We start from the raw sequence: 25,180 nt of genomic DNA on the forward strand, positions 1-25,180 counted from the left end.
TGTTCTGGTGACCGCCGTAGTCATTGTGCGATGGTATGATGCCCAGCAATCACCGCCAGGACCGACTCGCGTTCCCATGGATTATCGAAAGCCTTCCGACCGAAAAAGCATGCACGCCCGCATCGTCCAGGAGCTGGGCATGCAGATCGTATCCGGCCGTTTCAAGCCTGACGAAAAGCTCCCTGCCGAAGCGCTGCTCTGTGAAGAATACGCCGTCAGCCGTCCGGTGCTGCGTGAGGCCACGCGAGTGCTGGTGGCCAAGGGACTGGTCTACTCGCGGCCACGCGTGGGCACGGTGGTGAAGGCCCGTCGCGAATGGCATTTGCTGGACCCGGATGTGCTGCATTGGGTGATGCAAAGTTCGCCGCAAAATGAATTCTTCAACCTGCTGACCAGCGTGCGCGCGGTGATCGAACCGGCGGTGGCTGCCCTGGCCGCGCAACATGCCACGGACGCAGAAATAGAGTCGATCCACGAAGCGTACCTGCGCATGGAAGCGGCGCCGACGCCGGAAGACCTGCTGCAACCGGACCTCGACTTCCACAGCCGCATCGCCGACGCCACGCACAACGACCTGCTGGCGCACTTGTGCAACATGCTGTCACTGGCTTTGCGCGAAGCGCTCAAATACTCCAACAAACGCCCCAACCTGCACGAACTGGCCATGCCACGCCATAAAGCCATCCTCACCGCCATCCAGAACCGCGACGCCCTCGGCGCACGCCATGCCTCACTGGTGCAGCTGGATGACGCGCGCAATGCGCTGAGCGTGGTGCTGGGTGGAGGTTGATCGGTTCAATTGAATCGATGACGTCTTGAGCCTGTCTGTTCAATGTTTGCTAACCAGGTATGGCGACTCGTCCAAATCGTCCCTCTCACAAGATATGTGAAACGCATTTCTCGACACGCTGCGCCTCAAAAGGACGCAGCGTTACAGGCCGCCACAGGCTCAATGCGAAAACAGCGAGTTACCCACCTTCCCCGCCATCTTCTCCGGTTTGATCAGGAACCGCGCCAGCGCTGGCAATAGCCACAGTGCGCCGAACATGTTCCACAGCAGCATGAAGGTCAGCATCAGGCCCATGTCGGCCTGGAACTTGATTGCCGAGAAGATCCAGGTACACACGCCGATGGCCAGGCACAGGCCGGTGAACAGCACCGCCTTGCCGGTGGATTTCAGGGTTTCATAGTAGGCCTCTTGCAACGGCAACCCGGCGCGCAGGAAGCTTTCAAGACGGCTGTAGATGTAAATGCCGTAATCGACACCGATCCCCACCCCCAACGCCACCACCGGCAGGGTTGCGACTTTGACGCCGATGCCCATGAAAGCCATCAGTGCGTTACCCAGTACCGACGTCAGCACCAATGGCAAAACGATGCACAGGGTGGCCGCCCAGGAACGGAAGGTGATCATGCACATGGCGGCCACGCAAATGTAGACCAGCACCAGAATCACCAGCTCGGACTGTCTGATCACCTCGTTGGTCGCGGCCTCGATCCCGGCGTTGCCGGCGGCCAGCAGGAACTGCATGTCCGGTCTGTCGTTTTCTTTGGCGAAGTCCTGCACGGCGTGTACGGCGCGGTCGAGGGTTTCGGCCTTGTGGTCGTTGAGGAAAACCAGCAGCGGGGCCAGTGAGCAATCATTGTTGTACAGGCCATCCGCGCGGGCGATGGAGTTGTTCAATACGTCTTTGTTGCGCGACAGGCTCTCCCATTTCAGGTTGCCCTCGTTCATGCCCTTGATGACCTGCCTGGAAACAGTCACCAGCGAAATGGCCGACTGCACACCCTGGGTGTTTTCCATCTTCCAGGCCAGTTCGTTGATCGCCGACAGGGTCGAATACGCCGAGCAGCCCTCGGGCGGTGTCTTGACCATCACCACCAGCACGTCGGAACTGGTCGAATAATGATTGATGATGAACGCGTTGTCCTTGTTGTAGCGCGAGTCGGGGCGCAGTTCCGGCGCGCCTTGATCGAGGTCGCCGATCTTCAGGTTCTGGCTGTACCAAAGCCCGCCACCGAAGGCCAGCAAAGCCAGCACAATCGAGACCGGTGCGACCTTGGCGCTGGCAAAATTCGACAGCAATCGCCAGAAAGGATGCTCGGAGACCGCATCCTGCTTGCTGCGGCTGACCGCCCGTTTGCTGATGCCCACGTAGGAAATCGCCACGGGCAACAAAATCAGGTTGGTGAACACGATCACCGCCACACCGATAGACGCGCCGATGGCCAGTTCGCGGATCACGCCGATGTCGATAATCAGCAAGGTGATGAACCCCACCGCGTCAGCCAGAATGGCGATCATGCCCGGCAGAAACAGCTGGCGAAACGTACGGCGCGCCGCAGTCAGGGCGTTTTCGGCTTCGCTGGATTGCAGGGCGATGCCGTTGATCTTCTGCACCCCGTGGGAAATGCCGATGGCGAAAATCAGAAACGGCACCAGCATCGAGTAAGGATCGATCCCGAAACCCACCACGTGCATCAACCCCAGTTGCCAGATCACGGCAATCAATGTGGTACTCAGGACCGCGACGGTGCTGCGAATGCACCGTGTGAACCAGATCAGCAGCACCAGCGTGATCAGAAAGGCGATGCCGAAGAACATCACCACCATGAACAGGCCATCGATCAGGTCGCCGACTTTCTTGGCGAAACCGACGATGTGAATCTTGATGTCCGGGTTCTGCGCCTGGTATTTGTCGCGGATTTTTTCTTCAAGCTGATGCGAGAACTGCTGATAGTCCAGCGCCAGTAACGTGCCCTGATCGGCCGGGTCCGGGTAAGACTCCTGCAGCGGCACGTCAATGATGCTTGACCTGAAATCGTTGGCGACCAACCGCCCGACCTGACCGGACTTGAGCACATTGTTGCGCAGCTGATCCAGACTCGCGTCTGAACCGTCGTAACTCTGCGGAATGACTTCGCCCCCGGCGAACCCCTCTTCGGTCACTTCGGTCCAGCGTACGCTGGGGCTCCACAGCGATTTAAGCCCGGAGCGGTCCACACCGGGGATGTAAAACACTTCGTCACTGATCTGGCGCAAGGTCTCCATGTACGCTTTGGAGAAGATGTCACCGTCCACCGCTTCGACGGAAATGCGCACGGTGTTGCCCAGATTTCCCAGATCGTTGCGGTGCTTCATCATGTTCTGAATGAACGGATGCGACAGCGGGATCATCTTCTCGAAACTGGTGGAGGGCCGAACCTGCAAGGCCTGCCAGAACAGAAAGACACTGGTCAGCAGGCAAAGAAAGATCACCGTGGGGCGATGATTGAAAATCAGGCGTTCGAGGAAAGTGGCCTTGTCATCTGAGTTTGCTGGGTGTTGAAGGTTGCTCATGCCTGAATATCCCCGCCCTGGAAGGTCTTATTGTTGGGTCGTCTCGGCGCCTGTCGGCGAGGCCACGCGAACGCCGCCCTGCCCGACCAGAATCAGATTGCCTTGAAGATTGGCGGTGACACCCGCCAGCGAAATACGGTCGGGACGATTGAAGACCTCGAATGTTTCACCATCGTCATGGCTGCGCATGACGCTGCCACCGTTGCCGACCAGCACCAGCGAACCATCCGTCAGCAACGTGGCGCTGGCCAGACCGAATTCGACCGGCCCTCGCGCGCCTTCAAGTTTGACGGGCTGCCAGCTGTCACCGAAGTCGGTCGAGCGAAACAGATTGCCGCGCAGACCATAAGCCAGCAATGTCGAGGGCTGCGCCGTACCGGTCACGCCAAACAATGAGCCTTGATAAGGGCCTTCGAGTTTTTCCCAGGTCTGCCCTTCGTCACTCGAGCGAAACATGCTGCCCGCTTCGCCGACGATAAACAGGCCCGCACCTTTCACCTGGGCGATGCTGTTCAGGTGGTATTGATCTTCGTTATCCAGCCGGTCACTGACGTCCTGCCAATGCTGGCCGCCATCGTCGGTGCTCAGCAAGGCGCCATAAGCACCCACGGCAAAGCCGTGGTCGAGGTCCTTGAACCAGACATCCAGCAGCGGCGCCTCGCGCTTCAAGTCCTCGAACTGTTTGCTCCAGCTCTTGCCGCCATCGTTACTGGCCAGTACCTGCGCGTCATGGCCCACAGCCCAACCGTGCTGTTCATCCACAAAAAATACCGCCGTCAATAACTGCCGGGTCGGCACTCTGGCCTGGTTCCAGGTCTTGCCCTGATCGTCGGAGTACAAGATATGCCCATGATCCCCCACCACCACCAGCCGCGCACCGGCATGGGCGATGTCCAGCAACAAGGCACGTGAGGCTTTCGCCGATTCGATGGCGTACACGGCGGTGTCTCCGGTGCCTGCCGCAACAGGCGCAGAACCGGACTCGGCCGAGGCAAACGTGCATGACGCAAAAATCGCCAGGGACAGGCCCGCGTACAACCGTGTGCGCCGATGGAAAGGCTCACGCATGGACTTCTCCCCTTTTCTTATTATCAGATGACCACCGGAGGGTATCGACCCGCCCGCGCGAACCACACGCCCAAAGCCGTCAGGCCATGCCGGGGTGCAGGCTCGGCCATCCTAGACAGCTTTGTAAATGCCTGACAACCGACATGTCGTTATCTTTTGTTAAGCGCACAGGGTGTGATTGATGAACCATCACGGAGGCTGATCGGGACGGCTTACGGGACGATGCAACACAGGCCCGTCTAGCGGATACCTCTGCGGCGCAATGCGGCGGGTTTGAACGCGCTTGCAGCGGGCACGGGCTGCGAAAAATCGCGGGTGCCAGGCTCTTGATTGTCCAGGTTCTGAACGTGATAACGCCGAGCCTGCAGGTCATGAAAAACATCCAGCGCAGACCAGGTGGTCGGCAGTTCGTAGTAGTTTTTCAAGTAGGCCATAGAGACCCGCCATAGCTGTCCGCGACCGTCATACTGATCGACGATTGCAGCCTGCCAACTGTCCTCGTCCAGGTACAGCGTGCGCCGTGAGTAAACATGCCGTGCCGAGGGTTTGAGCTTGCCCTCCACCACCCAGACCCGATGCAGTTCATGGCGTGTGTAGACCGGGTTCAGATGCCCGACCTGCAGCAATTGCCGATAGGAAATGTCGGGGCTGGAAATCCGGTAATTGTTGTAAGGAATGTAAATTTCGCGCTTGCCCAGCAGTTCCCAGTCGTAACGGTCCGGTGAACCGTTGAACATATCGGTGTCGTCCGCCGTACGCAGCCCCTCCGAGGTTGGAATCGGCATGTCGTACGCCAGACTCGGCGCCCGTCGCACTCTGCGTTGCCCTGCATTGTAGGCCCAGGCCTGACGCGGCTCCTGAACCTGATCAAGCGTTTCGTGAACCAGCACGGCAGAGTCAGTCATCCGTGTCGGGCACCGGGTAAACGACAGGTAATAGAACAACACATTGTCCAGCGTGGCGAAGTTTCCGTGGGGGTCATAGAAGCGAAACAGGACTTCCTGGCGCGAGGTGACCGGTTTGAAACTGCCGTCGCGCTGGACGGCGACTTCAGAAGCATGGCGTACGACATAATGGCCGCGATACCGGGCAATGTGGTTCCACACCGCCTGAATGCCCTTTTCCGGAATGGGGAACGGAATGGCACCATATGCATCGGCAAAGCCATTGCCGCCGGCAATCAACCGGGCTTTTTTCACGTTACGCCGAGCGTTGTCATAGACCCATTGGGGTGCCGAGCCGGAACGCCGGGTGGCGTAGATCGGCATCTGGTAACTGTCGGGATAGGTCTCGAACATCGCCACCTGCCCTGGCGTCAGACGTGCGCGGTAGTGGCTCAGATTCGCGTGGGTGATGGTGAACAGGGGCTTGTCGCTGGCATAGGGGTCGATATGCCGCGTGCCGGCCCCTTGATAATCGGGCGGTGGCCGAACGATCCCGCCGCTCCAGGCCGGGATGGTTCCGGCGGCGTTACCCGCCATCTCGCCCCCGAGGGGCGTCAGGCCACTCCCCAGCGAAGCGCCTTCGTTGGCGACGCCGGTGTTGATCATAAACAGCAATGCCGGCGTCAGCGCGAGCCATGCCCATTGTTTAACGAGCATCGTGGCTCTCCTTGTTTGACCGGCAGGAACAATGCCTGGACATTGCCTCTGTACGGTTTCCGTATGAACACTTTTAATGCAATAGCGAAGGCATGATTGATGGCCCGACATCCGCCGTTTTATAACCGGCAGCCTGATGTTTGACCGACTGAAAAATCGCCCATACAACGACAATCGCGCGCACTAAAAGAAGCTTTCAGCGGGCTGGCGAGCAGGCGGAACGGGCCATCACAATGCAACACGAGTGCCAATGCACAGAGGGCAAACAGATCAGTAGACTTATCAAGTACAGTTCAACTCATTTATTGAACGTTCTCTGGTTAACGACCTGAACGTTGAATAAAAGACTGTTTGATTGTCCGACGTCAACGGAACGTCGATTATTAATACAAGGGGGCTTAGGCACCGTATTCAAACGGACCGTAACAATGAAGTGTTACTGACTCGCGCAAGTAACACTTGGAGTGAACGCATAAAAGATCAGTCAATGACCGCGTGAGGCAGAAAACGGCTGGTGTCCTTGGTGATCAGGCTGTCGTCTTCACGAATCCCGATGCCTGACGCCAGATCTCCGATCACCCATGAACCGATCAGCGTATAGCTGTCGCCGAATTTCGGCAGCGGCGAGTAAGCCTGGAGAATGTAAGGCGCATCGGTGTACGGGCCATCGACCGCAATGACCTGATCGCCAGGCGTGCGCATCTCGATGTTGGCGCCTTCGCGGGAAAAGTACGGTTTGCGCACCCAGCCCTTGGGCACGGGTTGTGTTGTGTCCTGATCAATGCGTGAGGGCAGCAGGTTCGGATGCCCTTCATTGAACTGCCACAACAACGGCAATATACCTTTATTGCTCAGAATCGCCTTCCACGCAGGCTCGACGAACTGAGTGCCACTGGCCGGCACCTGCTTGCCGAATGCCTCGTGAAAGATGTGCTCCCAGGCATGCAGCTTGAACAGCCGTTCGATCCAGCGCCCTTGCAGATCGACAAAACGCCCTTCGGCATCGAGACCGATGTCTTCGATGTCGATATGCCTGGCATCAATGCCGACGTGCGCCGCCATGCGCCGCAGGAAATCGGTGGTGCCGCGGTCCTCGACGGAACCGGACATCGAGGAAAAGTAGAACGGACTCTGCCCCGGAAACTCGGCAAATGCGCGAACCAGGTCTTCGGCAATCGAATTGAACTGGGTCGCGTGCGCGGGCAGAACCCCGCGCGCCATTTGCTCTTCCAGCCAGAGCAACTGAAAGGCTCCAGCCTCCATGAGGCTGGTCGGTGTATCGGCGTTGATCTCGTACATCTTTGCCGGCCCGGTGCCGTCGTAGGCAAAGTCGAAGCGCGCATACAAATGCGGATGCCCCTGCTTCCACGAGGTCTGGATCACATCGAAGAACGCTTCCGGAATTGCCAGTTGATGCAACAGCTCTTCACTGTCCACCACCCGCGCGACCGCATCCATGCACATCTGATGGAGGTGCTGGGTGGGCTCTTCCAGGTCACGGGTCACCTGCTGTTCGGTGAACAGGTAATACCCGCGTTCGTCCCAGTAACGTTCGCCGTCGATGGTATGAAAATCAAACCCTTCACGCTCCGCCGTCGTGCGCCAGTCCGGGCGCTCCTCGATGCTGATCTTCTTCATGGATCGCTCCGTCAGCCTCCGAAACTGCTGCCGCCGCTGCTCTTGCCGCCCCAGCCGCTGCGTGCCGCAGCCTGACTGCCGAAGCCTCCGCGCGAGATGGTCGATGACACCGATGACGAACCGGAACCCGAACTGCCCAGATTACGGCCTAACGTGCTTCTGCCATAGCTGCGGTCCGGGCTCGATTGCGCCTGGGTCGAACGACCGAACGTCTTGCCACGGTCGATCTGGCTGGGCAGCGAAGAGCTGTAATAACCGCCCCGATCATCACGCGTCTGATAGATGGGCTGCGAGTAATAACGGCTGCCGCCACCGAAGCCGTTGCTGAGCAGGTTACCGATCAGCAAGCCGGCCATCAGCCCGGTGGTACCACTCATGCCCGCGGGAGCGGACTGAGAAACTTCCTGATTGGCCCGGTCCAGCGCCTCTTTGGGCACCTGCCCGGAGAAACCCAGTTCGAAACCGCCCAGCTTTGGCATGTACTTGCCGTCAGACGTGGCCTGGCAGTAGTCCGGCACGAAGTCAGCGTCACAGGACGCCTTGTCATCGTAGGTCGGTGCAATGCGGCGGTGATCGGACAGCGCCTGCATGTAGGCATCCGAACACACGTCCACCGGCACCTTGGCCTCGACGCATTCCTGCACCGACTTGAAATTGGCCTTGGCTTCGAAATTCTGCTTGTTTTCAGAAGGGCCGCACCCGGCGAGGGCCAGAGGCAGCGTGCTGGCGAGCACCAGTTTGACTGAACTACGTCTCATCGTGAGTCTCCTTGTTCAAGGCTGCCGTCAGACCGATGGGGTCATGCAGGCGGCGTTGAGAAGACCGACGCTGATCGCGACGCTGGCAGAGTAGATGGCAGCAGCCGTCTCGCCTTTGGCGATGCGGGCCGACAGGCCTTTGAGCACCAGGCTGGTGACGCCGAACGCGAGCAGCTGCACCACTGCCGCGATGACCACCCAGACGACCACGTCCAGAATGCTGATGCTGTAGGTGATGATGTTACTGGCCGGCAACGCGAAGCCGATCAGTGAGCCACCCAATGCCAGTGCGGCGGCGCTGTTGTTCTCACGGATCAGCGCGAATTCCTTGTGCGGTGTGATCCTGCTGTAGATGAACTGGAACAGGGCGAACAGAATGGCCGCCACCAGAATGTACATCACGAAGCCGAACACGGCGGTGGCATTGAGCGACATACGCAGCGCGTCGATCATGGGGATTTCCTTGTCAAAGAACGTTGATATCAGTGGATTGCAGCGTGATGCCAACCGCTGTCGTGAGCGTGATGCTGCCCTCTTCGTCTTCCTCTACGGAAAACAGCAGAAACTCTCGGCGATTGATCAGACCCGTGTCGCGGGCGTACAGCATGCTCAGGTGTTTGACGCGATAGGCAGCGTCAGGGCTGACGATGTCTTCATCCAGCGGGGTCAGCTCGGTCTGGCCGGGCGATGTGCCCCATTGCCGCTCGAACACTTCACCCTCGTGCTCGTAGGTCGGCAGGCCGATCTTTGAGGCAGGACCGGTCAGGCGCAGCAGCTCATCCTTGCTGGTGATCGGCTCGGCACTGTAATAGCCGAACAGGATGATGTCCTGAATGTCTTCAGGATTGGGGCCGTTGCTGACCACTTGCAGAAAGTAATCCTCGTTATCGAGGTAGAAACGATGGAGAGCCATCGACTGGCCGAGGTCGATACGCCCCACGGCCCAGACTTTTTCATCGCCCGGAACCACCACCTCTGAATGCCCATCGAGCAGCAGCTTCAATGAGCTGTCCAGGCACAGCATTCGTCCGGATGCCAGCCCCAGCGGGTTGACCGCACTGGCCGAAGGCCCATCTTCACGGCCTGATGCCTTGGGCGCTTCCAGCCCCATGGCTCGTTTGAACCAACTCATAGTGCATGTCCTTGACGTCGACCGGATGGCATTGAAATCTCGTTACCCTGATATAGAAAAGACTGTCTTCGGAACGGCCTCACCGCTGCGCCGGCAAACCTCTGGAGTGCATCAGCCACGCCACGCAAATACCGGCAAACGCCCCGGCAATGTGTGATTCAAACGATACACCGGCGGCGGGCACGAAACCAAAAACCAGCCCGCTGTAGCCGGCCAGCGCAATCAGCGCCAACACCACGCTGGCCATGCTGCGCTGATACCACGCCCGCGCCAGCAGATAAGCCCACAGACCGAAAATCAGACCGCTGGCGCCCACATGAATATTGCTGCGACCGAAACTCCAGACCAGCAGCCCGCCCAGCAGGCAAATCAGTCCGGCGACCCACGCGTAACGCCTGACACCCTCAGTCGCCACCAGCCAGCTCAGCACAATGAACGGCAACAGGTTGCTGAGCAAGTGCTGAATCGAACCGTGCAGAAAGGGCGCAAAAACAATGCCGCGCAACCCGGTCAGGCTGCGCGGAATGATACCGAAATGAACCAGACCATTGCCGGTGATCGAGTTGATTGCCTGCACCACAATCAGCAGCGCCGACAAGGCGAGGATGACCTTGAGTCGCGTTGAAAACGCCATCGCCCGCCCTCGCCGGGCTTACTGGGCAGGCGTCTGGTTTCTGGCTTTCAAACGCGCCAGCACATCGTCCGCGCCGCCACTTTTGGCCCCGATTCCGGCATCCTGCAGACGACGCTCAAGATCGCTGCCGCTGGACTGGCTGGCCAGCTCTTCAGCGGCTTCCAGCTTGGCATCCTGTTCGTCCTGGCGCTGCTTGAGGCGCGCCAGTGAACCGACTGCGGTTTCCACGGCACCGCTGGCGCCACCGGTTGCAGTGGCCGTGGCAACCCGGGCACGCTGCACCGTTTCGCGGGCCTTGGCCATCTCGACCTGCTGCTTGAGGCTCTTGATCCGCGACTCGGCCTTGATCACCTGGTCCTGCAGCAGGCTGACCTGCTTGCTGAACTGATCGGCCAGTTCCTGCTCCTGGTCACGCAGGGCTTCGATCTCGGCGATCTTGTTGGCGCATTCGACGGCCAGCGCCTCTTCGCCTTTGTTCAGCGCCTGCATGGCGCGGCCTTCCCAGTTGGCAATGCTGGTGGCGTGTTCTTCAAGACGCTGCGCCGAGAGCTTGTGCTTGGCCTTGATGGTGATCAGCCCGTCGCGGGCCTTGACCAGCGCGTTGTCGGCGTCACGGATTTCCTGATCCAGAATGCGGATGGCGTTGGCATCGGCAATCGACTCGCCCACTTCAGAAGCACCACCACGAACAGCGGTGACCAGTTTTTTCCAGATACTTGTCGTCATGAATATTCTCCGCCTGACAGCGCTGTTCCGTAGATGAAATGGTCTTCAAAAGCGTCGGCCGCACGGAGCACATTGTCCGCGAGGGTGAGAATTTCCTGCACGATAACCGTAAGCGACGAGGCGGCGCTCAAGGCGCCGAACAGGCAGTAGACTTCCTTATCGCCACCCAGCTTTTCAATGCCGATCGACGACAGTGGAAACAGGTCGCGGCTGCGCAGCACCACGTCGTTGAAAGCCTGGACGTTCTTGACCTTGTTCACTTCAATCAAGACCGTGTCGGCGAGAATCTGCTCGCCTTCTACCGCGATGTAGATGGGCAGGTCGCCGTAATCGGCCATGATCAGCTTGATGCCCGCCGCATTGCCTTCAATAACGCTCATTTCGACCTGCCCATGACTGACCAGGTCCAGTTCGGAAAGAGCCTTATGCAGTGAGCTAACGGTCCAGTAGGTGTTCTCGCTCATGAAATCCTCCAATTTGATCCTCTCGCCCAGAAAGGGCTGTCTTAATGCTTTTTCGATGCCACGCAGGGCATCGACATTCTCGGGCCGGATCCAGAACTCTCGCTTGACCAGCCCCGCATCCTTGAGTCGCAGGCGCATTTCACGCATGTAATCGGTGGAGCTCTTGGAAACCTTGGCCGGGGCCGCCGGGGTGTCGCCCTGGGTTTTACGAGGCATTGGCGCTTCCCCCTTGTTACTGACCGTGGATCAGGTGAGCAACGTAGCAGATGTTTTTGAAGATAGATATGCATCACATGTGAGATTTTTTTGTAAGAGCTGAGTCATTGGCTTTCGTGCCAGTGCGTTGGCACAAGACTCAGATGTCGACAAGACTGACCTCTTCGCGGACAAGTCCGCTCCTACAGCATGCCCGCCGTGCCTCTGAGTTCCTGTGTTCCTGTGTTCCTGTGCTCCTGTGCTCCTGTGCTCCTGTGCTCCTGTGCCTTTGTAGGAGTGGACTTGTCCACGAAGACGAATCATCAAGCAGCGAATAAATCGGGGCAAAACGCACAAAAAAGGCGCTACCTGCGTCAGCAGATAGCGCCTTTCCTGAGCGTGTCATTTACGCACTTAGCACAGCATCGCCCCTCATACAGCCAGGCTTTTGCTCACCACTTCATACACATCCGCCGACAGCTTGCCAGAGGCGAGAATGCGCTCCAGTTCCGCCTTCATCAGCGCCTGACGGGCGCTGTCGTATTTGCGCCAGCGGGTCAGTGGCGCCAGCTGGCGGGAGGCGATCTGCGGGTTCAGGGCGTTCAGCTCGATGACCAGGTCCGCCAGGAAACGGTAGCCGGAGCCGTCCGCTGCATGGAAGTTGATCAGGTTCTGCCCGGCAAAAGCGCCGATCAAGGCACGGACCTTGTTCGGGTTCCTGATGCTGAAGGCGGGGTGTTTCATCAGTTCCTGCACGCGTTGCAGCCCGCCCGGCTGGGTGCTGGCCGCCTGAACGCTGAACCACTGATCCATGACCAGCGCGTTGCTCTTGAAGTTCTCGGCAAACACCGCGAGCGCTTTGTTGCGCTCTTCGGTGAACGGCGAGTTGACCAGCACGGCCAGCGCGGTCAGCCGCTCGGTCATGTTGTCGCTGGTGTCGAACTGGTCGATGGTCGCCGCCAGCACGTCCGGTTTGCCGCTGAACATCAGGTACGACAGGGCGATGTTCTGCAGCGCACGGCGGGCGAAGTGCGTGGACTCGGCAACATAGGGCGTGGCTCTGGACAGCTCACGGTTAGCCGAGTAACGAGCCCACAGGCCGTCAAACAGGCCGTCGGCCAATTGTTTGCGGGCAAACTCCCGAGCGGCGTGAATGGCGTCGACATCTGCCACGTCGCTGATCTCGGCCAGATACGCCTCGCCAGGCAGCGACAGCATTTCCGCCACCATCGCCTGATCCAGTTGCTCGTCTGCCAGCACAGTGCCCAGCGCGGTAATCAGACGCTGATCCATGACCAGTGCCTGGCCTTGCTGATGCTGCTCGATCAGTTCCTGCAACACCTGAACCGACAGTTGCTGGCCCGCGTCCCAGCGATTGAAGCCATCGCTGTCGTGCTGCATCAGGAACATCAATTGGTCGCGATCGTACGGGAAGCTCAGCTTGACCGGCGCAGAGAAACCGCGCAGCAGCGAAGGCAACGGCTGTTCAGCCGCATCGACGAACGTAAACGTCTGTTCGGCTTCAGTGACCGAAAGCACCCGCGTGCTGCCGGTAGCGGCGCTTTCGTTCGACAGGCGCAGGGCAATCTCTTTGCCCTGGCTGTCCAGCAGGCCCAGCTCGACCGGAATCACGAACGGCTGTTTCTGATCGCCCGGCTGGCCCGGTGTGGTCGGGCAGCTCTGGCGGAAGGTCAGGCTGTAGGTTTTTGCAGCGGCGTCATACGACTCACTGACGGCAAGACGCGGCGTGCCTGCCTGGCTGTACCAGCGTTTGAACTGGGTCAGGTCAACACCGTTGGCGTCTTCCATCGCCTTGATGAAATCGTCGCAGGTCGCCGCATGGCCGTCATGGCGATCAAAATACAAGTCGCTGCCCTTGCGAAAGCCTTGGGCACCCAGCAACGTGTGGAGCATACCGACCACTTCAGCGCCCTTTTCATACACGGTCAGGGTGTAGAAATTGGAGATTTCGATAAAGCTGTCAGGGCGTACCGCGTGAGCCATCGGGCCTGCATCTTCGGCAAACTGATGAGTGCGCAGGTAGGCGACATCCTGAATGCGCTTGACCGTGGCGGAGTTCATGTCGGCGGAAAAACCGGCGTCGCGGTACACCGTGAAGCCTTCCTTGAGCGACAACTGGAACCAGTCGCGGCAGGTCACGCGGTTACCTGACCAGTTGTGGAAGTATTCGTGGGCAACAATCGCTTCGACACGCTGGTGCGCGGCATCAGTCGCCGTTTCGGCACGAGCCAGCACGGCGCTGGAGTTGAAGATATTGAGGCCCTTGTTCTCCATCGCGCCCATGTTGAAGTCGTTGACCGCCACGATCATGAAGATGTCCAGGTCGTATTCACGCCCGTAGGTTTCTTCGTCCCAGCGCATCGATTTCTTCAGGCTGGTCATGGCGTGCTGACACTTGTCGACGTTTTCCGGCTCGACGTAGATGCGCAGGGTCACTTCCCGATCGCTCATGGTGGTGAAGGTGTCTTCGATGCACCACAGATCACCTGCCACCAGCGCAAACAGGTAGGCCGGTTTCATGAACGGGTCTTCCCAGGTCGCCCAGTGCCGTCCGCCCTCTTCTTCGCCGCTGGCGATCGGGTTGCCGTTGGACAACAGGATCGGAAAGCTCTGCTTGTCGGCACTCAATGTGGTGGTGAACGTGCTCATCACGTCGGGGCGGTCGAGGTAATACGTGATCTTGCGAAAGCCCTCGGCCTCGCATTGGGTGCAGAACATGCCGCTGGATTTGTACAGGCCTTCCAGCGCGGTGTTGGTTTCCGGATGGATGCGCACGGTACTGTCGACCGTGAAGGTGGCGGCCTGTGGGTGCAGGGTCAGGTGATCGTCGGTCAGCTGGTAATCCGCAGCGCTCAGTTCGATGTCGCTCAGCTTCACCGACACCAGCTCCAGATGCTGACCGTCCAGCACCAGCGGCGGCAGACCTGCACCTCGCTCAGGGTTGCGGCGCATGACCAGTTGCGCATGAACCAGAGAATGGTCGTCGAACAGTTCGAAGGTCAGGTTCGTCTCGTCGATGAGGTACTCGGGAGCCTGGTAGTCCTTCAGGTAAATCATTTTCGGTTGTTCGGTGCGCATGCTGGAATCCTTCTACTGATGCACGGCCAGTTGATAGGCCGTGTACTTGCGAATATTGATCACGCCCGTGTCGAAAATCAGGTATTGGCCCTTGATCCCCAGCAGCGTGCCTTCGGCAATCGGGTTCTTGTCCAGGTTGAAGCTGACAACCTTGGTCGGGTAGGCCTCGACCGGGTAACGAAACTCCACAGGCTCGGCATCATGTAGCAATTGGATGGCTTGCAGACCAAATCGTTCTTGCAATCCCGACAGCCCTGCGCCGCAGTTGTCGAACAGCTCCTGGCGAATGGCCTTGAGGTCGACGGGCTGGGCGTCACCTTTAAGCAAGGCACGCCAGTTGGTGCGGTCAGCCACCTGGCTGCGCAGCAGGTCTTCGACAAAGCCCGATTGCTGACGGGTCGCCACGCGAATGATCGGCAGCGCCTGACTGGCACCCTGATCCAGCCAGCGGGTCGGCAGTTGAGTGGCACGGGTGATACCGACCTTCACGCCTGACGAGTTGGCCAGGTAGACAATGTGATCCGTCATGCAGAACTGCTCACCCCACGACGGGTCACGGCAGGTGCCCTGATCGTGATGGCATCGTTCCGGGCTCATGATGCACAGATCGCACTGTGCAAGCTTGAGCATGCACGGATAGCAATAGCCCTGGCTGTAGCTGGACTTGGTCTTGCGCCCGCAATGACTGCAGTGGATCGCCCCGAGAAACTCGAGTCGCACGGTCTTGCCGATCAGCGGGTTGACCGCAATTTCAGTGTCGCCCAGGCGAAAGGCGTATTGCACGAAAGGCGAGTCATCCTGACGCGCCGACATTTTGTTGACGGCTCCGCGACCAATTTCGATCAATGAATAGCATCCGATTTGAACAGGATATTGGGCACCGGCGCCGATTTGGAGGCGCATTCCTGCGGCCCCATGTAGCCGGTGCGCTGATCTTCAGGCAGGTGCTGCGCTTCCCAGGCGATCAGCGCCTGCAAGGACAGTTCACGCTGTTCCTGGGTCAACTTGCGACCGTCGGACCATTTGCCGATTTCCACGGCCAGTTTCAGGCTCTCGTAGATATCCGGGGTGATGTTTTCGATCATTTCTATAAAAGACGACATGGGGCACTCCAGAAAGTAGGCCAGTAATTCCAGGCTCTGTACGAAAAGTCGGCGTGCTCAGCCACTTTACGCACTGAGCCTAGGCTTTGCGGCGAGCAATCGCACCGCCGAAAAAGCCGGTAATACAACCGATGATCAACCCGCCGACATGAGCACCGTTGGCGATCTCGCCGAAGCCGAGCATGCTCACCAGACCGGACAGGCACAACGCCAGCCAGATCAGCATCATGATCAATACACCGCGCGGCAGGCGGTAGACCGGGTTGGGCGCCAGCAGTTGAAAGATCCAGCAATGGCCCAGTAACCCGTACAGCACACCGGACAATCCGCCGAACAGGCTCGGGCCGCTGAACAGGTATTGCACGTAATTCGAAACCGCCGAAAACAACAGTGTGAGCAGCAACAAAGACAGGCTGCCCTGGCGAATTTCGATACGTCGGCCCAGCTCCCAGAACCACATGCCGTTCATGGCCAGGTGCAGGATGCCGAAGTGGATCAACATCGGCGAAACGATGCGCCACCACTGCCCGGACGCAAGACTTTCAGACAACGGCAAAAAGGTCGCGTATTCGCCATTGATCCGGAAGTCCTGAAAGGTCAGCCAGCGAATGGCTTCCAGGTTGTCGCCCAGCAGCGTCAGGCCGGCCACCAGCAAAGTGGCCAGCAGCACCAGCGCTGTCACAGGGCTGCTGCGCAGTTGCTCGATCAGGCCCGGTTGTTTGTACTTGGGCGCCTGACTGGTATCGACCCGCTGGACGTTCTCGTCACCGTCCGGGAAGCGCGCATACAACTCACGCACGTCATCGGCCAGCCGCTCGGCATCAGGCACCCAAAGCACCTGCTCGCCGACTTCTTCGCTGACCCGGTGAGGGATCTGCAAACGCTGCAACAAACGAACAAAACCGCTCAAATCGGTCGTCAACGGCAAGCGCAGAACAGCAACGGGACTCATGGTGAAACCTCGGGACGCTGAACGTCGACCCAGACGAATTTGTCCGGGTCGACCTGTGTTTCCTGATCAAGCCGGTAGGCAACCAGTTTGCCGTAGAGCACGGCGCTGTAATCCAGACAGGCCAGATTCGGCCGGATCGGTGCAGGCAGACCACTGCGCCAGTAATGACCGACGAACAGCAGCGGCTCATTGATGCCGTAGCGCAGCAATGCATTCTTTTCGGACGTGGACAATGGCGTCTTGGCCACGCCTTCAGGCAGCGCGTCAGGCTGGAAGACCACGTCACCGTAAGTCTGCGGGTCATCTTCCCAGAACTTGGTCCTGAAAAACTCGCGGGTCAGCCCGTCGCCGCCGGTCAGGGTAAGGCCGTGAGGCAGACGCATGTCAGTGCCACGCAGCAGGCGGTTGAAGACATTGCTGGCGAAACTGCCGGGCACTGCCGAGGCCTGAACGAACGCCCTGTCAATGCAGCCGTTGCCATACAGGCCACGCAACGGGTCGATCAGGGTCGCATCCCAGCAGGCATGCACCACCCGGAAGCGTCCGGCATCGATGTACAGCGGCAGCTCGTAGAACCAGTTGACGAACTCGCTCCACTCATCGGGGTAAGCGTCGAACTGCGCCAGTGTTTCACCGATCAGCCGGGCGTGACGCGTGGTGTGTTCACGCACGAACTGATGGCCACTTTCAGGCAGGGCCGGTGTCACCCAGCCCAGCGCGTTGAATTCATGGTTGCCCATGATGCAATGAGCCTGCCCTGCCTGAACCATATCGCGCACGATGTGCAACGACTCGCGAATTCGCGGCCCGCGGTCGATGATGTCGCCGAGGAAAATGACGACGCGTTCAGGGTGGCGCCACACGCCAGCCTGCAGACGGTAACCGAGAAGCTCCAGCAAGTGCTCAAGGGTATGGGCACAGCCGTGTACATCACCGATCAGATCGTAGCCACGCGCCGGATCAAGCATTAATCGCCCCCACCGCCGAGCCTGCTGCCCCAGCCGAGCTTGGTGCGGCAGACTTCATAATAGTTGTGGTCCAGCGGATGAATCAGGCGCAGCTTCTGCGGTTTCTTGCTGACCGTGATGGTGTCGCCCGGCGCGCACGTGAAGTGATTCTGACCGTCACAGGAGACCTGCGGGTAAATGGTCATGTCCTTGGACACCACGATTTTCAACTCGCTGTTGCCGTCGACCACGATGGGCCGACCGGACAGCGTGTGCGGGTACATCGGCACGATGACGATGGCGTCGAGTTTGGGGTGCATGATCGGCCCGCCTGCCGACAGCGCGTAGGCCGTCGAGCCGGTCGGTGTGGCAACGATCAGGCCGTCGGCCTTCTGGCTGCACACGAACTGGCCGTCGATATAGATCTCGAACTCGATCATGCGCGTGGACTTGCCGGGGTGCAGCACAACGTCATTGAGCGCATCGCCCTGGCCGATGGCCTCGCCGTGACGGCGCACTTCGGCCTGCAGCAGGAAGCGGTTTTCGACCAGGTAATGCCCGTCGAGCACTTCGGCGCATTTGACCTCCAGCTCGTCGGGACGAATGTCGGTCAGAAAGCCCAGGCTGCCACGGTTGATGCCCAGCACCGGCACATTATGCCGGGCCAGCGCACGCGCCGCGCCCAGCAGGCTGCCGTCGCCACCGACCACGATGACCATGTCGCACACTTCGCCGAGCATCTTGCGCGACGAGGTCTGCAGGCCGTGGCCGGGCAGGACTTCGGCAATCGTCTCTTCAAGAATGACGTGCAGATGCCGATCCAGCAGGAATCTCTTGAGTCGGCGAACGGTATCGAGCACCTGAACACTGCCCAGGCGACCAATGATGCCGATATTGCGAAATTGCTCCATGAGGCTCCTGCTGCGAGTTCGATACGACTTAAAGAACGCGATTATGGGCGAAACGGCCCGGCAGCGGCAAACCGTGTGTTGAAAGGATGATCAGCACGCAACATTGCAGTGCCTGGCAATGCCTGCGCTTCACGCGCAAGGCCATGGTGTGATGGCCGCTCGGACGAAGCTATGACATCAATGTCCGGGACTCTTCATCGTCACGGGCCGAACCTTGCGCGGACACCCCGGCAATCGGCGCGCCGTTCCAGAACGCTCGGTCTTTGCCGTCCCGCTTGGCCTGATACAGGTTGATGTCGGCCGTTTTGAGCACCTGCGAACTGCTTGAGTGCGCATTGATGTCCGCCAGACCTGCACTGCACGTCAGTGTGCCGACGGCTGGCGAGGTTCTGATGGTGTCGAGCAGCCGCAACACGTAATCACTCGCCGCCTGCTCACTGGAGGCCGGCAGGATCACGCCGAACTCTTCGCCCCCCATACGACCGAAAGCGAGACTGCCCTCCGTCTGTTGCAGGCAGGACGCCATAAGACGCAGCACATCGTCACCGGCATCGTGCCCGAACCGGTCATTGATATGTTTGAAGTTATCGATGTCCAGCATCAGAAAGTAACCGCCCCTGTTATTCGCCACGTGCGTATCCAGTGCAAGCATCAAGGCACGACGATTCAATATATGCGTCAGGTCGTCAGTCAGCGACAGCTCGCGAAACTGGCTTTCAAGTGACAGTACCGTGCGCAATGTTCGGGTGTAGGCGTGATTCAGTACAACACCCAGCGCAATCGACGAAACAAAGAACAGCATCATGAACACATACGCTGCACTGTCCGTGTCGATACCCTGTGCGGGCGACATAATGATCCAGGCCAACACTGACACAAACAGATAATCCCGGGTATACACCACCAACAACGTCGAACAGAGAATAATCATGATCGCGATCGGCAATGCCCAATTGACACCCAGTTCGCTGTTCAACTGGCTTGCCCGCGAAAAACTCAGCGCCACAATGATCACGGAAGCCATGCCCACAGCGCGCCAGACGCTGAAGTGCTCGGCGCGATACTGCCACCAGCAGGTCAGCGCCAACCCCATGGTCAATGCGATTTCGTGAAGGCCGCACTGCACATTCGGCGTGACGATCAAAACAGCCAGCCAACAGACAATCGCAATACATTGCACCAGCGCAATGGCGGGTGAGAGCAGATGTTTTATCCGTGTCTGCATTTCACCATTCATGGACAACTCCAGGCATCCTGTTTCCCGAGCGACATCTCGCCATGCCACAACCGTTTATAAATACACTCACACCGTCGACTGTTCGAACATGACTATTTATCAAACCCGATCACGCGTGAGACACGTCCGGATAATTAAACATGATTTACACACACGTTGGGTATTTCAAGCAGGAAAAATACGGGACCTGTATGACAACCTGCGGACATCGCTTATATCAGACATTGTTCAACCGGCACACGGCCCTGATGAACAATGACGAGTCGAACAGCGTACCGGCACACTTCACAGGTCGGCGCACACGCCGCCTTTCATCACGTTTGCTGAAACAGGCTGTCTGCCGACATCGACTCACGCTATCCTCGGCACATGACCCTATTCCCCAGCCTCATCGATCTCCCCCGCCAGCTGCGACACGCCGAAGTCCGCGATCTTGCCTGGGTGATTCTGGCACCGCCGATGCTCGATCAGGCGCCGTGGCCGCAACGCCACCCCCTGACCGGCAGTGACTGGGTAGCGTCTCCGCAGCACCTGGCGGACTTTCTCTGGCAGCTTGATCGAGACAGCAGCCCGCTGGAGAACTGGCTGGCGCAGGCGACCACACGACGGCTAGGGCGTTATTACGAACGGCTCTGGCAATTTGCAGTGCAGCACGCACCGGGGGTAGAGATCATTGCCGCCAATTTGCCGATCCGGCTTGGCAGCCAGACACTGGGCGAACTGGACATGTTGTTGCGTGATCACGAAGGTGTGCATCACGTCGAGCTGGCAATCAAGCTTTACTTGGGGCCACAGGACGGAGACGGCAGCCACCCGGAACACTGGAAAGGGCCCGGCTGTCATGACCGACTGAGTCGAAAGCTGGCGCACCTGAGCCAGCACCAGTTGCCCATGTCCGCACGCCCCGAGAGTCGCGCGACGCTGGCGGCGCTGGGTGTCGAGGCATTCAATGCCGAGTTGTGGCTGGGCGGTTATCTGCTGTACCCGTGGCCTGGATCATGTGAATCCCCAGCAGGTGTTCACCCGCAGCACCTCAGGGGGCTCTGGCTGCATCAGCGTGACTGGCGAGCGTTTCTGGCGCAAAGCCAGCCGGGACGCTGGCAACCACTGCCCCGCCATGCCTGGCTGGCGCCCGCGTTATACGCCGACGCCTGGACGGATCGACAACTTGAGGACTGGCTGGCCGAGCTCGACCCGATGGCGCCGGCGCAATTGCTGGTCCGCCTGAATCAGGATAGCGAGGGCCACTGGCAGGAAGCCGAGCGACTGTTTCTGGTGTCAGACATGTGGCCCAACCTGGCCGACACCAGTCATGCACTCAACTCAATCGCAGTGCCAGCGCCGCCAGCGTGATCAGCAGCACGGGCACGGTCAGCACAATGCCGACCTTGAAGTAGTAACCCCAACTGATGGTAATCCCCTTGCGCTCCAGCACGTGCAGCCAGAGCAGCGTTGCCAGGCTGCCGATCGGCGTGATCTTCGGCCCCAGGTCGCTGCCGATGACGTTGGCGTAGATCATCGCTTCCTGGATGGCACCGCTGGCGTGGCTCGCGTCAATGGACAGCAGCCCGATCAGTACCGTTGGCATGTTGTTCATGATCGAAGACAGGAAAGCCGTCATCACCCCGGTGCCCATCGCCGCGCCCCAGATACCGTAGCCTGCGAACCAGTCCAGCAATTGAGCCAGATAACCGGTCAGCCCGGCATTGCGCAGGCCATAGACCACCAGGTACATGCCCAGCGAAAACACCACGATGTGCCACGGCGCTTCTTTCATCACCTTGCGCGTCTTGATGGTGTGGCCCTTTGCGGCGATGGCCAGCAACAACAGAGCGCACACCGACGAAATCGCGCTGATCGGAATGCCCAGTGGTTCAAGGGCAAAGCAGCCCACCAGCAAAATCACCAGCACGGCCCAGCCGGCCAGGAACGTGGCCCGGTCATGAATGACCGTCTCGGGCTTGTCGAGGTGTTCTGGCTCGAATTCGGCGGGAATATCGCGGCGGAAATACCACATCAGCACGGCCAGCGTGGCGGCAACGCTGGCCAGGTTGACCGGCACCATCACGGCCGCATACCGATTGAAGCCGATCTTGAAATAGTCAGCCGACACAATGTTGACCAGGTTCGACACCACCAGCGGCAAACTCGCCGTGTCAGCGATGAAGCCGGCCGCCATCACGAAGGCCAGGGTCGACGCCGCCGAGAAGCGCAGCGCCAGCATCATGGCAATGACGATAGGCGTGAGGATCAGCACAGCGCCATCATTGGCAAACAACGCCGACACCAACGCGCCGAAGAGCACAAACAACGCGAACAGGCGGCGCCCGTTGCCTTTGCCCCAGCGCGCCACATGCAGCGCAGCCCAGGCGAAGAAGCCAGCCTCATCCAGCAGCAGCGTGATGATGATCAGCGAAATGAACGTTGCCGTGGCATTCCAGATGATGCCCCACACCACGGCGATATCGCTGACCTGCACCACACCGGTCAACAACGCCAGCACGGCCCCCAGCACCGCACTCCAACCGACACCAAGCCCTTTGGGCTGCCAGATAACCAGTGTGATGGTGAACAGAAAGATCAGCGTTGCGATCAGCATTATCGGGTCCGGGGCAGAAGAATGGCGAGGATGCCGAGCAGCGGCAGGTAAGAACACAGGGTGTAGACGAACAGAATGCCCTGACTGTCAGCCAGGTAGCCGAGCAAGGCCGCGCCGATGCCGCCGAAGCCGAACATCAGGCCGAAGAAGATCCCGGCGATCATGCCGACATTGCCGGGCACCAGTTCCTGGGCGTAAACCACGATGGCGGAGAACGCCGAAGCCAGCACGAAACCGATGATCACGCTGAGCACACTGGTCCAGAACAGGTCTGCGTAAGGCAGCGCCAGGGTGAATGGCGCAGCGCCAAGAATCGAAAACCAGATGACCGCCTTGCGCCCGATACGGTCGCCGATCGGGCCACCGAAGAAGGTTCCAGCCGCCACAGCGCCCAGAAACAGGAACAAGTGCAGCTGGGAACTGGCGACTGACAGGTCGAACTTCTCGATCAGGTAGAACGTGAAGTAGCTGGTCAGGCTGGTCATGTAGAAAAACTTGGAGAACACCAGAAACGCCAGCACCGCCAGCGAGGCAATCACGCGGTTTTTCGACAGGCCGTGGGTGGCTGTCTGACCGGCCTTGAGCTTGAACAGGTTGAGGTGCGCTCGATACCAGCGGCTGATTGCGTACAGCAAGCCAAGTGAGAACAGCGCAAACAGCCCGATCCAGGCCACGTTGCCCTGCCCGAACGGGATAATGATCGCCGCCGCCAGCAACGGGCCGAACGCGGTGCCGGTGTTGCCCCCCACCTGAAAGGTCGATTGTGCAAGGCCAAAGCGCCCGCCGGAGGCAAGCCGGGCAATACGCGAGGCTTCCGGGTGAAAAGTCGAAGAGCCAATGCCGATCAACGCAGCCGCCAGCAGAATCAATGGAAAACTGCCGACCATCGACATCATGACAATGCCGATCAGGGTGCAGATGGAGCCGACAGGCAATACCAGCGGGTTGGGATGGCGGTCGGTGTAGTAACCGACCCAGGGCTGCAACAGCGATGCCGTGATCTGAAACGTCAGGGTAATCAGGCCGATCTGGGTAAAGCTCAGGTCATAACTTTCCTTGAGCATCGGGTAGATCGACGGAAGGATGGCCTGGATCAGGTCGTTGATCAGGTGCGCCAATGCAACAGCGCCGATAATGCGCATCACCAGCGGACTGGATTGAGGGGTGGTCGGGGCCGTCGCCGTCGCCGGCTGAGCACTGGTCGCCATGAGATTCATCCGTAAAAAAGTCTTCAGGTCTCCCCGGACGGATGATTACAAAATGTGTCACGCGTACCCGGGCGCGCCAATGTGCCATTTTTCAGGGCGACTGTGCCATTTTTTGTTGCGTTTTTGCTGACGGATCGAGAAGCGCTTTCATGACTGACGCCCCTCACGCCAATGAACCTGCTGCTGAACGTTTGCCCGCCACAGGTACGTCATGCAACGAAATCTTCGACGTCTCCGGCAAGGCCAGACCGCCTGCCATTGCCAGCGCGGCCACAGCTATCAGGTAGAACGCCGGTGAAAGGTTGCTGCCGGTAAGGCTGATCAGCCAGGTCGCCATCAGTGGCGCAGTGCCGCCGAACAGGGTGTAGGCCATGTTGTAGGTGATCGCCGAGGCGGTATAGCGGGTGCGGGTCGGGAAGGTTTCCGACAGCAGGGCGGCCGTCACTACCCCACACAGAACGGCACCGACGGCGAGCAGCATGACGCCGATGATCGAGGCGATAAACGAGCCGGAACTGGCCATCAGGAAGGACGGAAACACCACCAGCATCAACAGAATGCAAGCGGTTGCCATTGTGACGCGACGCCCTACCCGATCCGAATACGCCCCGGCCAGCGGACACAGCGCGGCAGCAAATGCCAGCGCGATCAGCGATACCAGCAGCGCCGTCGCCCTGCTCAGACCGCCGGCCACTTGCAGATACGTCGCGAAGTACGTAGTGAACATGTAGAACGACAGCGCCGTCAGCGACACGAATGCCCCTAGACAGCCCATGGCTGCGGCATGGTGCCGCAAGGTTTCCTTGAGCGGCGAATGCGCCACGGCATGCTCTTGGGTCACCGCCTGAAACGCAGGGGTTTCATCGAGCTTCCAGCGCAGGTACAGACCGACCAGCCCTAGCGGCGCGGCGATCAGAAACGGCAGGCGCCACCCCCAACTGCCCATTGCCTCGGCCGACAATGAAGACTCCAGTGCATACGCCACGACGGCGGCAGCTGCAAAGGCAGAAAACGTCGAGACCGGGACAAAGCTGCCATACCAGGCGCGCCGGTTACGCGGCGCATGCTCCATGAGGTAGGCGCAGGCACCGGCATATTCGCCACCGGCAGAAAAACCCTGCGCACAGCGAATGAGGGTCAGCAGAACCGGTGCCATCACGCCTATCGCCGCATACGTCGGCAGCAGGCCGATCAGTGTTGTCGCGCCGGCCATCAACAGAATGGTCATGGCGAGGGTCTTCTTGCGCCCTATCCGGTCCCCCAGCATGCCGAAGAAAATGCCGCCCAAAGGCCGAAACGCGAAGGCGACGGCAAACACGGCGAAGGTTTTCAGCAACGCGGCGCTGCTGTCTCCGCTGGGGAAGAATTGGAGGGCGATGGTGGTTGCCAGAAAGCCATAGACAGCAAAATCGAACCACTCAACGAAATTGCCGATGGCCGCGGCAACGATGACTTTTTTCAACGTGGCAGAATCGACGTGCTCTGCGGCGGTAGTTGTCATGCTGACCTCGGCGTCTTGATCTGGAATGGATCGATTATCGAGACCGCGCCCCGCACGCCTCACTCCA

Annotated in this window: 22 protein-coding genes; 2 read left to right on the plus strand and 20 right to left on the minus strand. The window is 59.4% G+C overall.

Going from position 1 to position 25,180, the window contains the following annotated elements:
- Window positions 1-76: 76 nt before the first annotated feature.
- The gene (locus BW686_RS06990) at window positions 77-790 is read left to right on the plus strand and encodes a FadR/GntR family transcriptional regulator (RefSeq protein ID WP_002554489.1); all 714 of its coding nucleotides are present in this window, start codon (window positions 77-79) and stop codon (window positions 788-790) included.
- Between the two features lie 159 nt (window positions 791-949).
- On the opposite strand, the gene BW686_RS06995 is transcribed toward BW686_RS06990, so the two are convergent.
- The 17 genes from BW686_RS06995 to BW686_RS07075 all read right to left on the minus strand — a co-directional run bounded on the left by BW686_RS06995 (window position 950) and on the right by BW686_RS07075 (window position 19,805).
- On the minus strand, window positions 950-3,340 hold the full coding sequence (locus BW686_RS06995; protein ID WP_084915611.1) for an efflux RND transporter permease subunit: 2,391 nt from the start codon (window positions 3,338-3,340) through the stop codon (window positions 950-952).
- A 27-nt stretch (window positions 3,341-3,367) separates the two neighbouring features.
- Window positions 3,368-4,408, minus strand: a complete 1,041-nt coding sequence (locus tag BW686_RS07000) for a WD40/YVTN/BNR-like repeat-containing protein (RefSeq protein WP_084915612.1) — start codon at window positions 4,406-4,408, stop codon at window positions 3,368-3,370.
- A gap of 239 nt (window positions 4,409-4,647) precedes the next feature.
- Window positions 4,648-6,009, minus strand: coding sequence for a DUF1329 domain-containing protein (locus BW686_RS07005; protein WP_084915613.1), 1,362 nt, complete (start codon window positions 6,007-6,009; stop codon window positions 4,648-4,650).
- Window positions 6,010-6,489: 480 nt separating this feature from the next.
- Window positions 6,490-7,647, minus strand: coding sequence for a glutathionylspermidine synthase family protein (locus BW686_RS07010; protein ID WP_084915614.1), 1,158 nt, complete (start codon window positions 7,645-7,647; stop codon window positions 6,490-6,492).
- An 11-nt stretch (window positions 7,648-7,658) separates the two neighbouring features.
- On the minus strand, window positions 7,659-8,405 hold the full coding sequence (locus BW686_RS07015) for a DUF1190 domain-containing protein (RefSeq protein ID WP_084915615.1): 747 nt from the start codon (window positions 8,403-8,405) through the stop codon (window positions 7,659-7,661).
- Between the two features lie 27 nt (window positions 8,406-8,432).
- Entirely contained in the window at window positions 8,433-8,858 is a 426-nt protein-coding gene (locus BW686_RS07020; protein ID WP_084915616.1) for a DUF350 domain-containing protein, read from the minus strand.
- A 13-nt stretch (window positions 8,859-8,871) separates the two neighbouring features.
- Window positions 8,872-9,537: a DUF2491 family protein gene (locus BW686_RS07025; RefSeq protein ID WP_084915617.1), complete on the minus strand. Its 666-nt coding sequence runs from the start codon at window positions 9,535-9,537 to the stop codon at window positions 8,872-8,874.
- A 79-nt stretch (window positions 9,538-9,616) separates the two neighbouring features.
- The gene (locus tag BW686_RS07030) at window positions 9,617-10,171 is read right to left on the minus strand and encodes a rhomboid family intramembrane serine protease (RefSeq protein WP_084915618.1); all 555 of its coding nucleotides are present in this window, start codon (window positions 10,169-10,171) and stop codon (window positions 9,617-9,619) included.
- Window positions 10,172-10,189: 18 nt separating this feature from the next.
- Window positions 10,190-10,897, minus strand: coding sequence for a PspA/IM30 family protein (locus BW686_RS07035; protein WP_084915619.1), 708 nt, complete (start codon window positions 10,895-10,897; stop codon window positions 10,190-10,192).
- Window positions 10,894-11,577 carry a YjfI family protein gene (locus BW686_RS07040; protein ID WP_084915620.1) on the minus strand — a complete coding sequence of 228 codons (684 nt, stop codon included), beginning with the start codon at window positions 11,575-11,577 and terminating at the stop codon, window positions 10,894-10,896. Before BW686_RS07040 ends, BW686_RS07035 begins: the two co-directional genes overlap by 4 nt.
- 411 nt (window positions 11,578-11,988) lie before the next feature.
- Window positions 11,989-14,655, minus strand: a complete 2,667-nt coding sequence (gene pepN, locus BW686_RS07045) for an aminopeptidase N (RefSeq protein WP_084915621.1) — start codon at window positions 14,653-14,655, stop codon at window positions 11,989-11,991.
- Window positions 14,656-14,667: 12 nt separating this feature from the next.
- Window positions 14,668-15,501, minus strand: a complete 834-nt coding sequence (locus tag BW686_RS07050) for a DUF2797 domain-containing protein (RefSeq protein ID WP_179149191.1) — start codon at window positions 15,499-15,501, stop codon at window positions 14,668-14,670.
- Window positions 15,498-15,758, minus strand: coding sequence for a YeaC family protein (locus BW686_RS07055; RefSeq protein ID WP_005892310.1), 261 nt, complete (start codon window positions 15,756-15,758; stop codon window positions 15,498-15,500). Before BW686_RS07055 ends, BW686_RS07050 begins: the two co-directional genes overlap by 4 nt.
- Before the next feature lie 79 nt (window positions 15,759-15,837).
- A complete protein-coding gene (locus BW686_RS07060; protein ID WP_084915622.1) occupies window positions 15,838-16,710 on the minus strand; it encodes a rhomboid family intramembrane serine protease in 873 nt (290 codons plus the stop codon).
- Window positions 16,707-17,678: a metallophosphoesterase gene (locus tag BW686_RS07065; protein WP_084915623.1), complete on the minus strand. Its 972-nt coding sequence runs from the start codon at window positions 17,676-17,678 to the stop codon at window positions 16,707-16,709. The genes BW686_RS07060 and BW686_RS07065 overlap by 4 nt, the downstream gene beginning before the upstream one ends.
- Complete coding sequence (locus BW686_RS07070; protein ID WP_003382947.1) at window positions 17,678-18,568, minus strand: NAD(+) kinase; 891 nt, start codon at window positions 18,566-18,568, stop codon at window positions 17,678-17,680. The genes BW686_RS07065 and BW686_RS07070 overlap by 1 nt, the downstream gene beginning before the upstream one ends.
- A gap of 169 nt (window positions 18,569-18,737) precedes the next feature.
- Window positions 18,738-19,805, minus strand: a complete 1,068-nt coding sequence (locus BW686_RS07075) for a GGDEF domain-containing protein (RefSeq protein WP_084915624.1) — start codon at window positions 19,803-19,805, stop codon at window positions 18,738-18,740.
- 369 nt (window positions 19,806-20,174) lie between these two features.
- Here BW686_RS07075 and BW686_RS07080 point away from each other — a divergent pair, with 369 nt between their 5' ends.
- Window positions 20,175-21,158 carry a DUF1853 family protein gene (locus BW686_RS07080; RefSeq protein WP_084915625.1) on the plus strand — a complete coding sequence of 328 codons (984 nt, stop codon included), beginning with the start codon at window positions 20,175-20,177 and terminating at the stop codon, window positions 21,156-21,158.
- On the opposite strand, the gene BW686_RS07085 is transcribed toward BW686_RS07080, so the two are convergent.
- The 3 genes from BW686_RS07085 to BW686_RS07095 form a co-directional block, all read right to left on the minus strand.
- Window positions 21,124-22,404 (minus strand): arsenic transporter, encoded by a 1,281-nt coding sequence (locus tag BW686_RS07085; protein ID WP_084915626.1) that lies wholly within the window; start codon window positions 22,402-22,404, stop codon window positions 21,124-21,126. The two genes, BW686_RS07080 and BW686_RS07085, sit on opposite strands and share 35 nt — an antisense overlap.
- On the minus strand, window positions 22,404-23,612 hold the full coding sequence (locus BW686_RS07090; protein ID WP_084915627.1) for an MFS transporter: 1,209 nt from the start codon (window positions 23,610-23,612) through the stop codon (window positions 22,404-22,406). The genes BW686_RS07085 and BW686_RS07090 overlap by 1 nt, the downstream gene beginning before the upstream one ends.
- A 163-nt stretch (window positions 23,613-23,775) precedes the next feature.
- Window positions 23,776-25,113 carry an MFS transporter gene (locus BW686_RS07095; protein ID WP_084915628.1) on the minus strand — a complete coding sequence of 446 codons (1,338 nt, stop codon included), beginning with the start codon at window positions 25,111-25,113 and terminating at the stop codon, window positions 23,776-23,778.
- Between the last annotated feature and the right edge of the window lie 67 nt (window positions 25,114-25,180).

It is taken from the genome of Pseudomonas syringae (assembly GCF_002157375.1).
GTDB lineage: Bacteria > Pseudomonadota > Gammaproteobacteria > Pseudomonadales > Pseudomonadaceae > Aquipseudomonas > Aquipseudomonas syringae_T.

Coding starts and splice junctions, on each gene's coding strand:
- BW686_RS06990 (WP_002554489.1), top strand. CDS start 77: ATGGATTATCGAAAGCCTTCCGACCGAAAAAGCATGCACGCCCGCATC.
- BW686_RS06995 (WP_084915611.1), bottom strand. CDS start 3,340: ATGAGCAACCTTCAACACCCAGCAAACTCAGATGACAAGGCCACTTTC.
- BW686_RS07000 (WP_084915612.1), bottom strand. CDS start 4,408: ATGCGTGAGCCTTTCCATCGGCGCACACGGTTGTACGCGGGCCTGTCC.
- BW686_RS07005 (WP_084915613.1), bottom strand. CDS start 6,009: ATGCTCGTTAAACAATGGGCATGGCTCGCGCTGACGCCGGCATTGCTG.
- BW686_RS07010 (WP_084915614.1), bottom strand. CDS start 7,647: ATGAAGAAGATCAGCATCGAGGAGCGCCCGGACTGGCGCACGACGGCG.
- BW686_RS07015 (WP_084915615.1), bottom strand. CDS start 8,405: ATGAGACGTAGTTCAGTCAAACTGGTGCTCGCCAGCACGCTGCCTCTG.
- BW686_RS07020 (WP_084915616.1), bottom strand. CDS start 8,858: ATGATCGACGCGCTGCGTATGTCGCTCAATGCCACCGCCGTGTTCGGC.
- BW686_RS07025 (WP_084915617.1), bottom strand. CDS start 9,537: ATGAGTTGGTTCAAACGAGCCATGGGGCTGGAAGCGCCCAAGGCATCA.
- BW686_RS07030 (WP_084915618.1), bottom strand. CDS start 10,171: ATGGCGTTTTCAACGCGACTCAAGGTCATCCTCGCCTTGTCGGCGCTG.
- BW686_RS07035 (WP_084915619.1), bottom strand. CDS start 10,897: ATGACGACAAGTATCTGGAAAAAACTGGTCACCGCTGTTCGTGGTGGT.
- BW686_RS07040 (WP_084915620.1), bottom strand. CDS start 11,577: ATGCCTCGTAAAACCCAGGGCGACACCCCGGCGGCCCCGGCCAAGGTT.
- pepN (WP_084915621.1), bottom strand. CDS start 14,655: ATGCGCACCGAACAACCGAAAATGATTTACCTGAAGGACTACCAGGCT.
- BW686_RS07055 (WP_005892310.1), bottom strand. CDS start 15,758: ATGTCGTCTTTTATAGAAATGATCGAAAACATCACCCCGGATATCTAC.
- BW686_RS07060 (WP_084915622.1), bottom strand. CDS start 16,710: ATGAGTCCCGTTGCTGTTCTGCGCTTGCCGTTGACGACCGATTTGAGC.
- BW686_RS07065 (WP_084915623.1), bottom strand. CDS start 17,678: ATGCTTGATCCGGCGCGTGGCTACGATCTGATCGGTGATGTACACGGC.
- BW686_RS07070 (WP_003382947.1), bottom strand. CDS start 18,568: ATGGAGCAATTTCGCAATATCGGCATCATTGGTCGCCTGGGCAGTGTT.
- BW686_RS07075 (WP_084915624.1), bottom strand. CDS start 19,805: ATGAATGGTGAAATGCAGACACGGATAAAACATCTGCTCTCACCCGCC.
- BW686_RS07080 (WP_084915625.1), top strand. CDS start 20,175: ATGACCCTATTCCCCAGCCTCATCGATCTCCCCCGCCAGCTGCGACAC.
- BW686_RS07085 (WP_084915626.1), bottom strand. CDS start 22,404: ATGCTGATCGCAACGCTGATCTTTCTGTTCACCATCACACTGGTTATC.
- BW686_RS07090 (WP_084915627.1), bottom strand. CDS start 23,612: ATGGCGACCAGTGCTCAGCCGGCGACGGCGACGGCCCCGACCACCCCT.
- BW686_RS07095 (WP_084915628.1), bottom strand. CDS start 25,113: ATGACAACTACCGCCGCAGAGCACGTCGATTCTGCCACGTTGAAAAAA.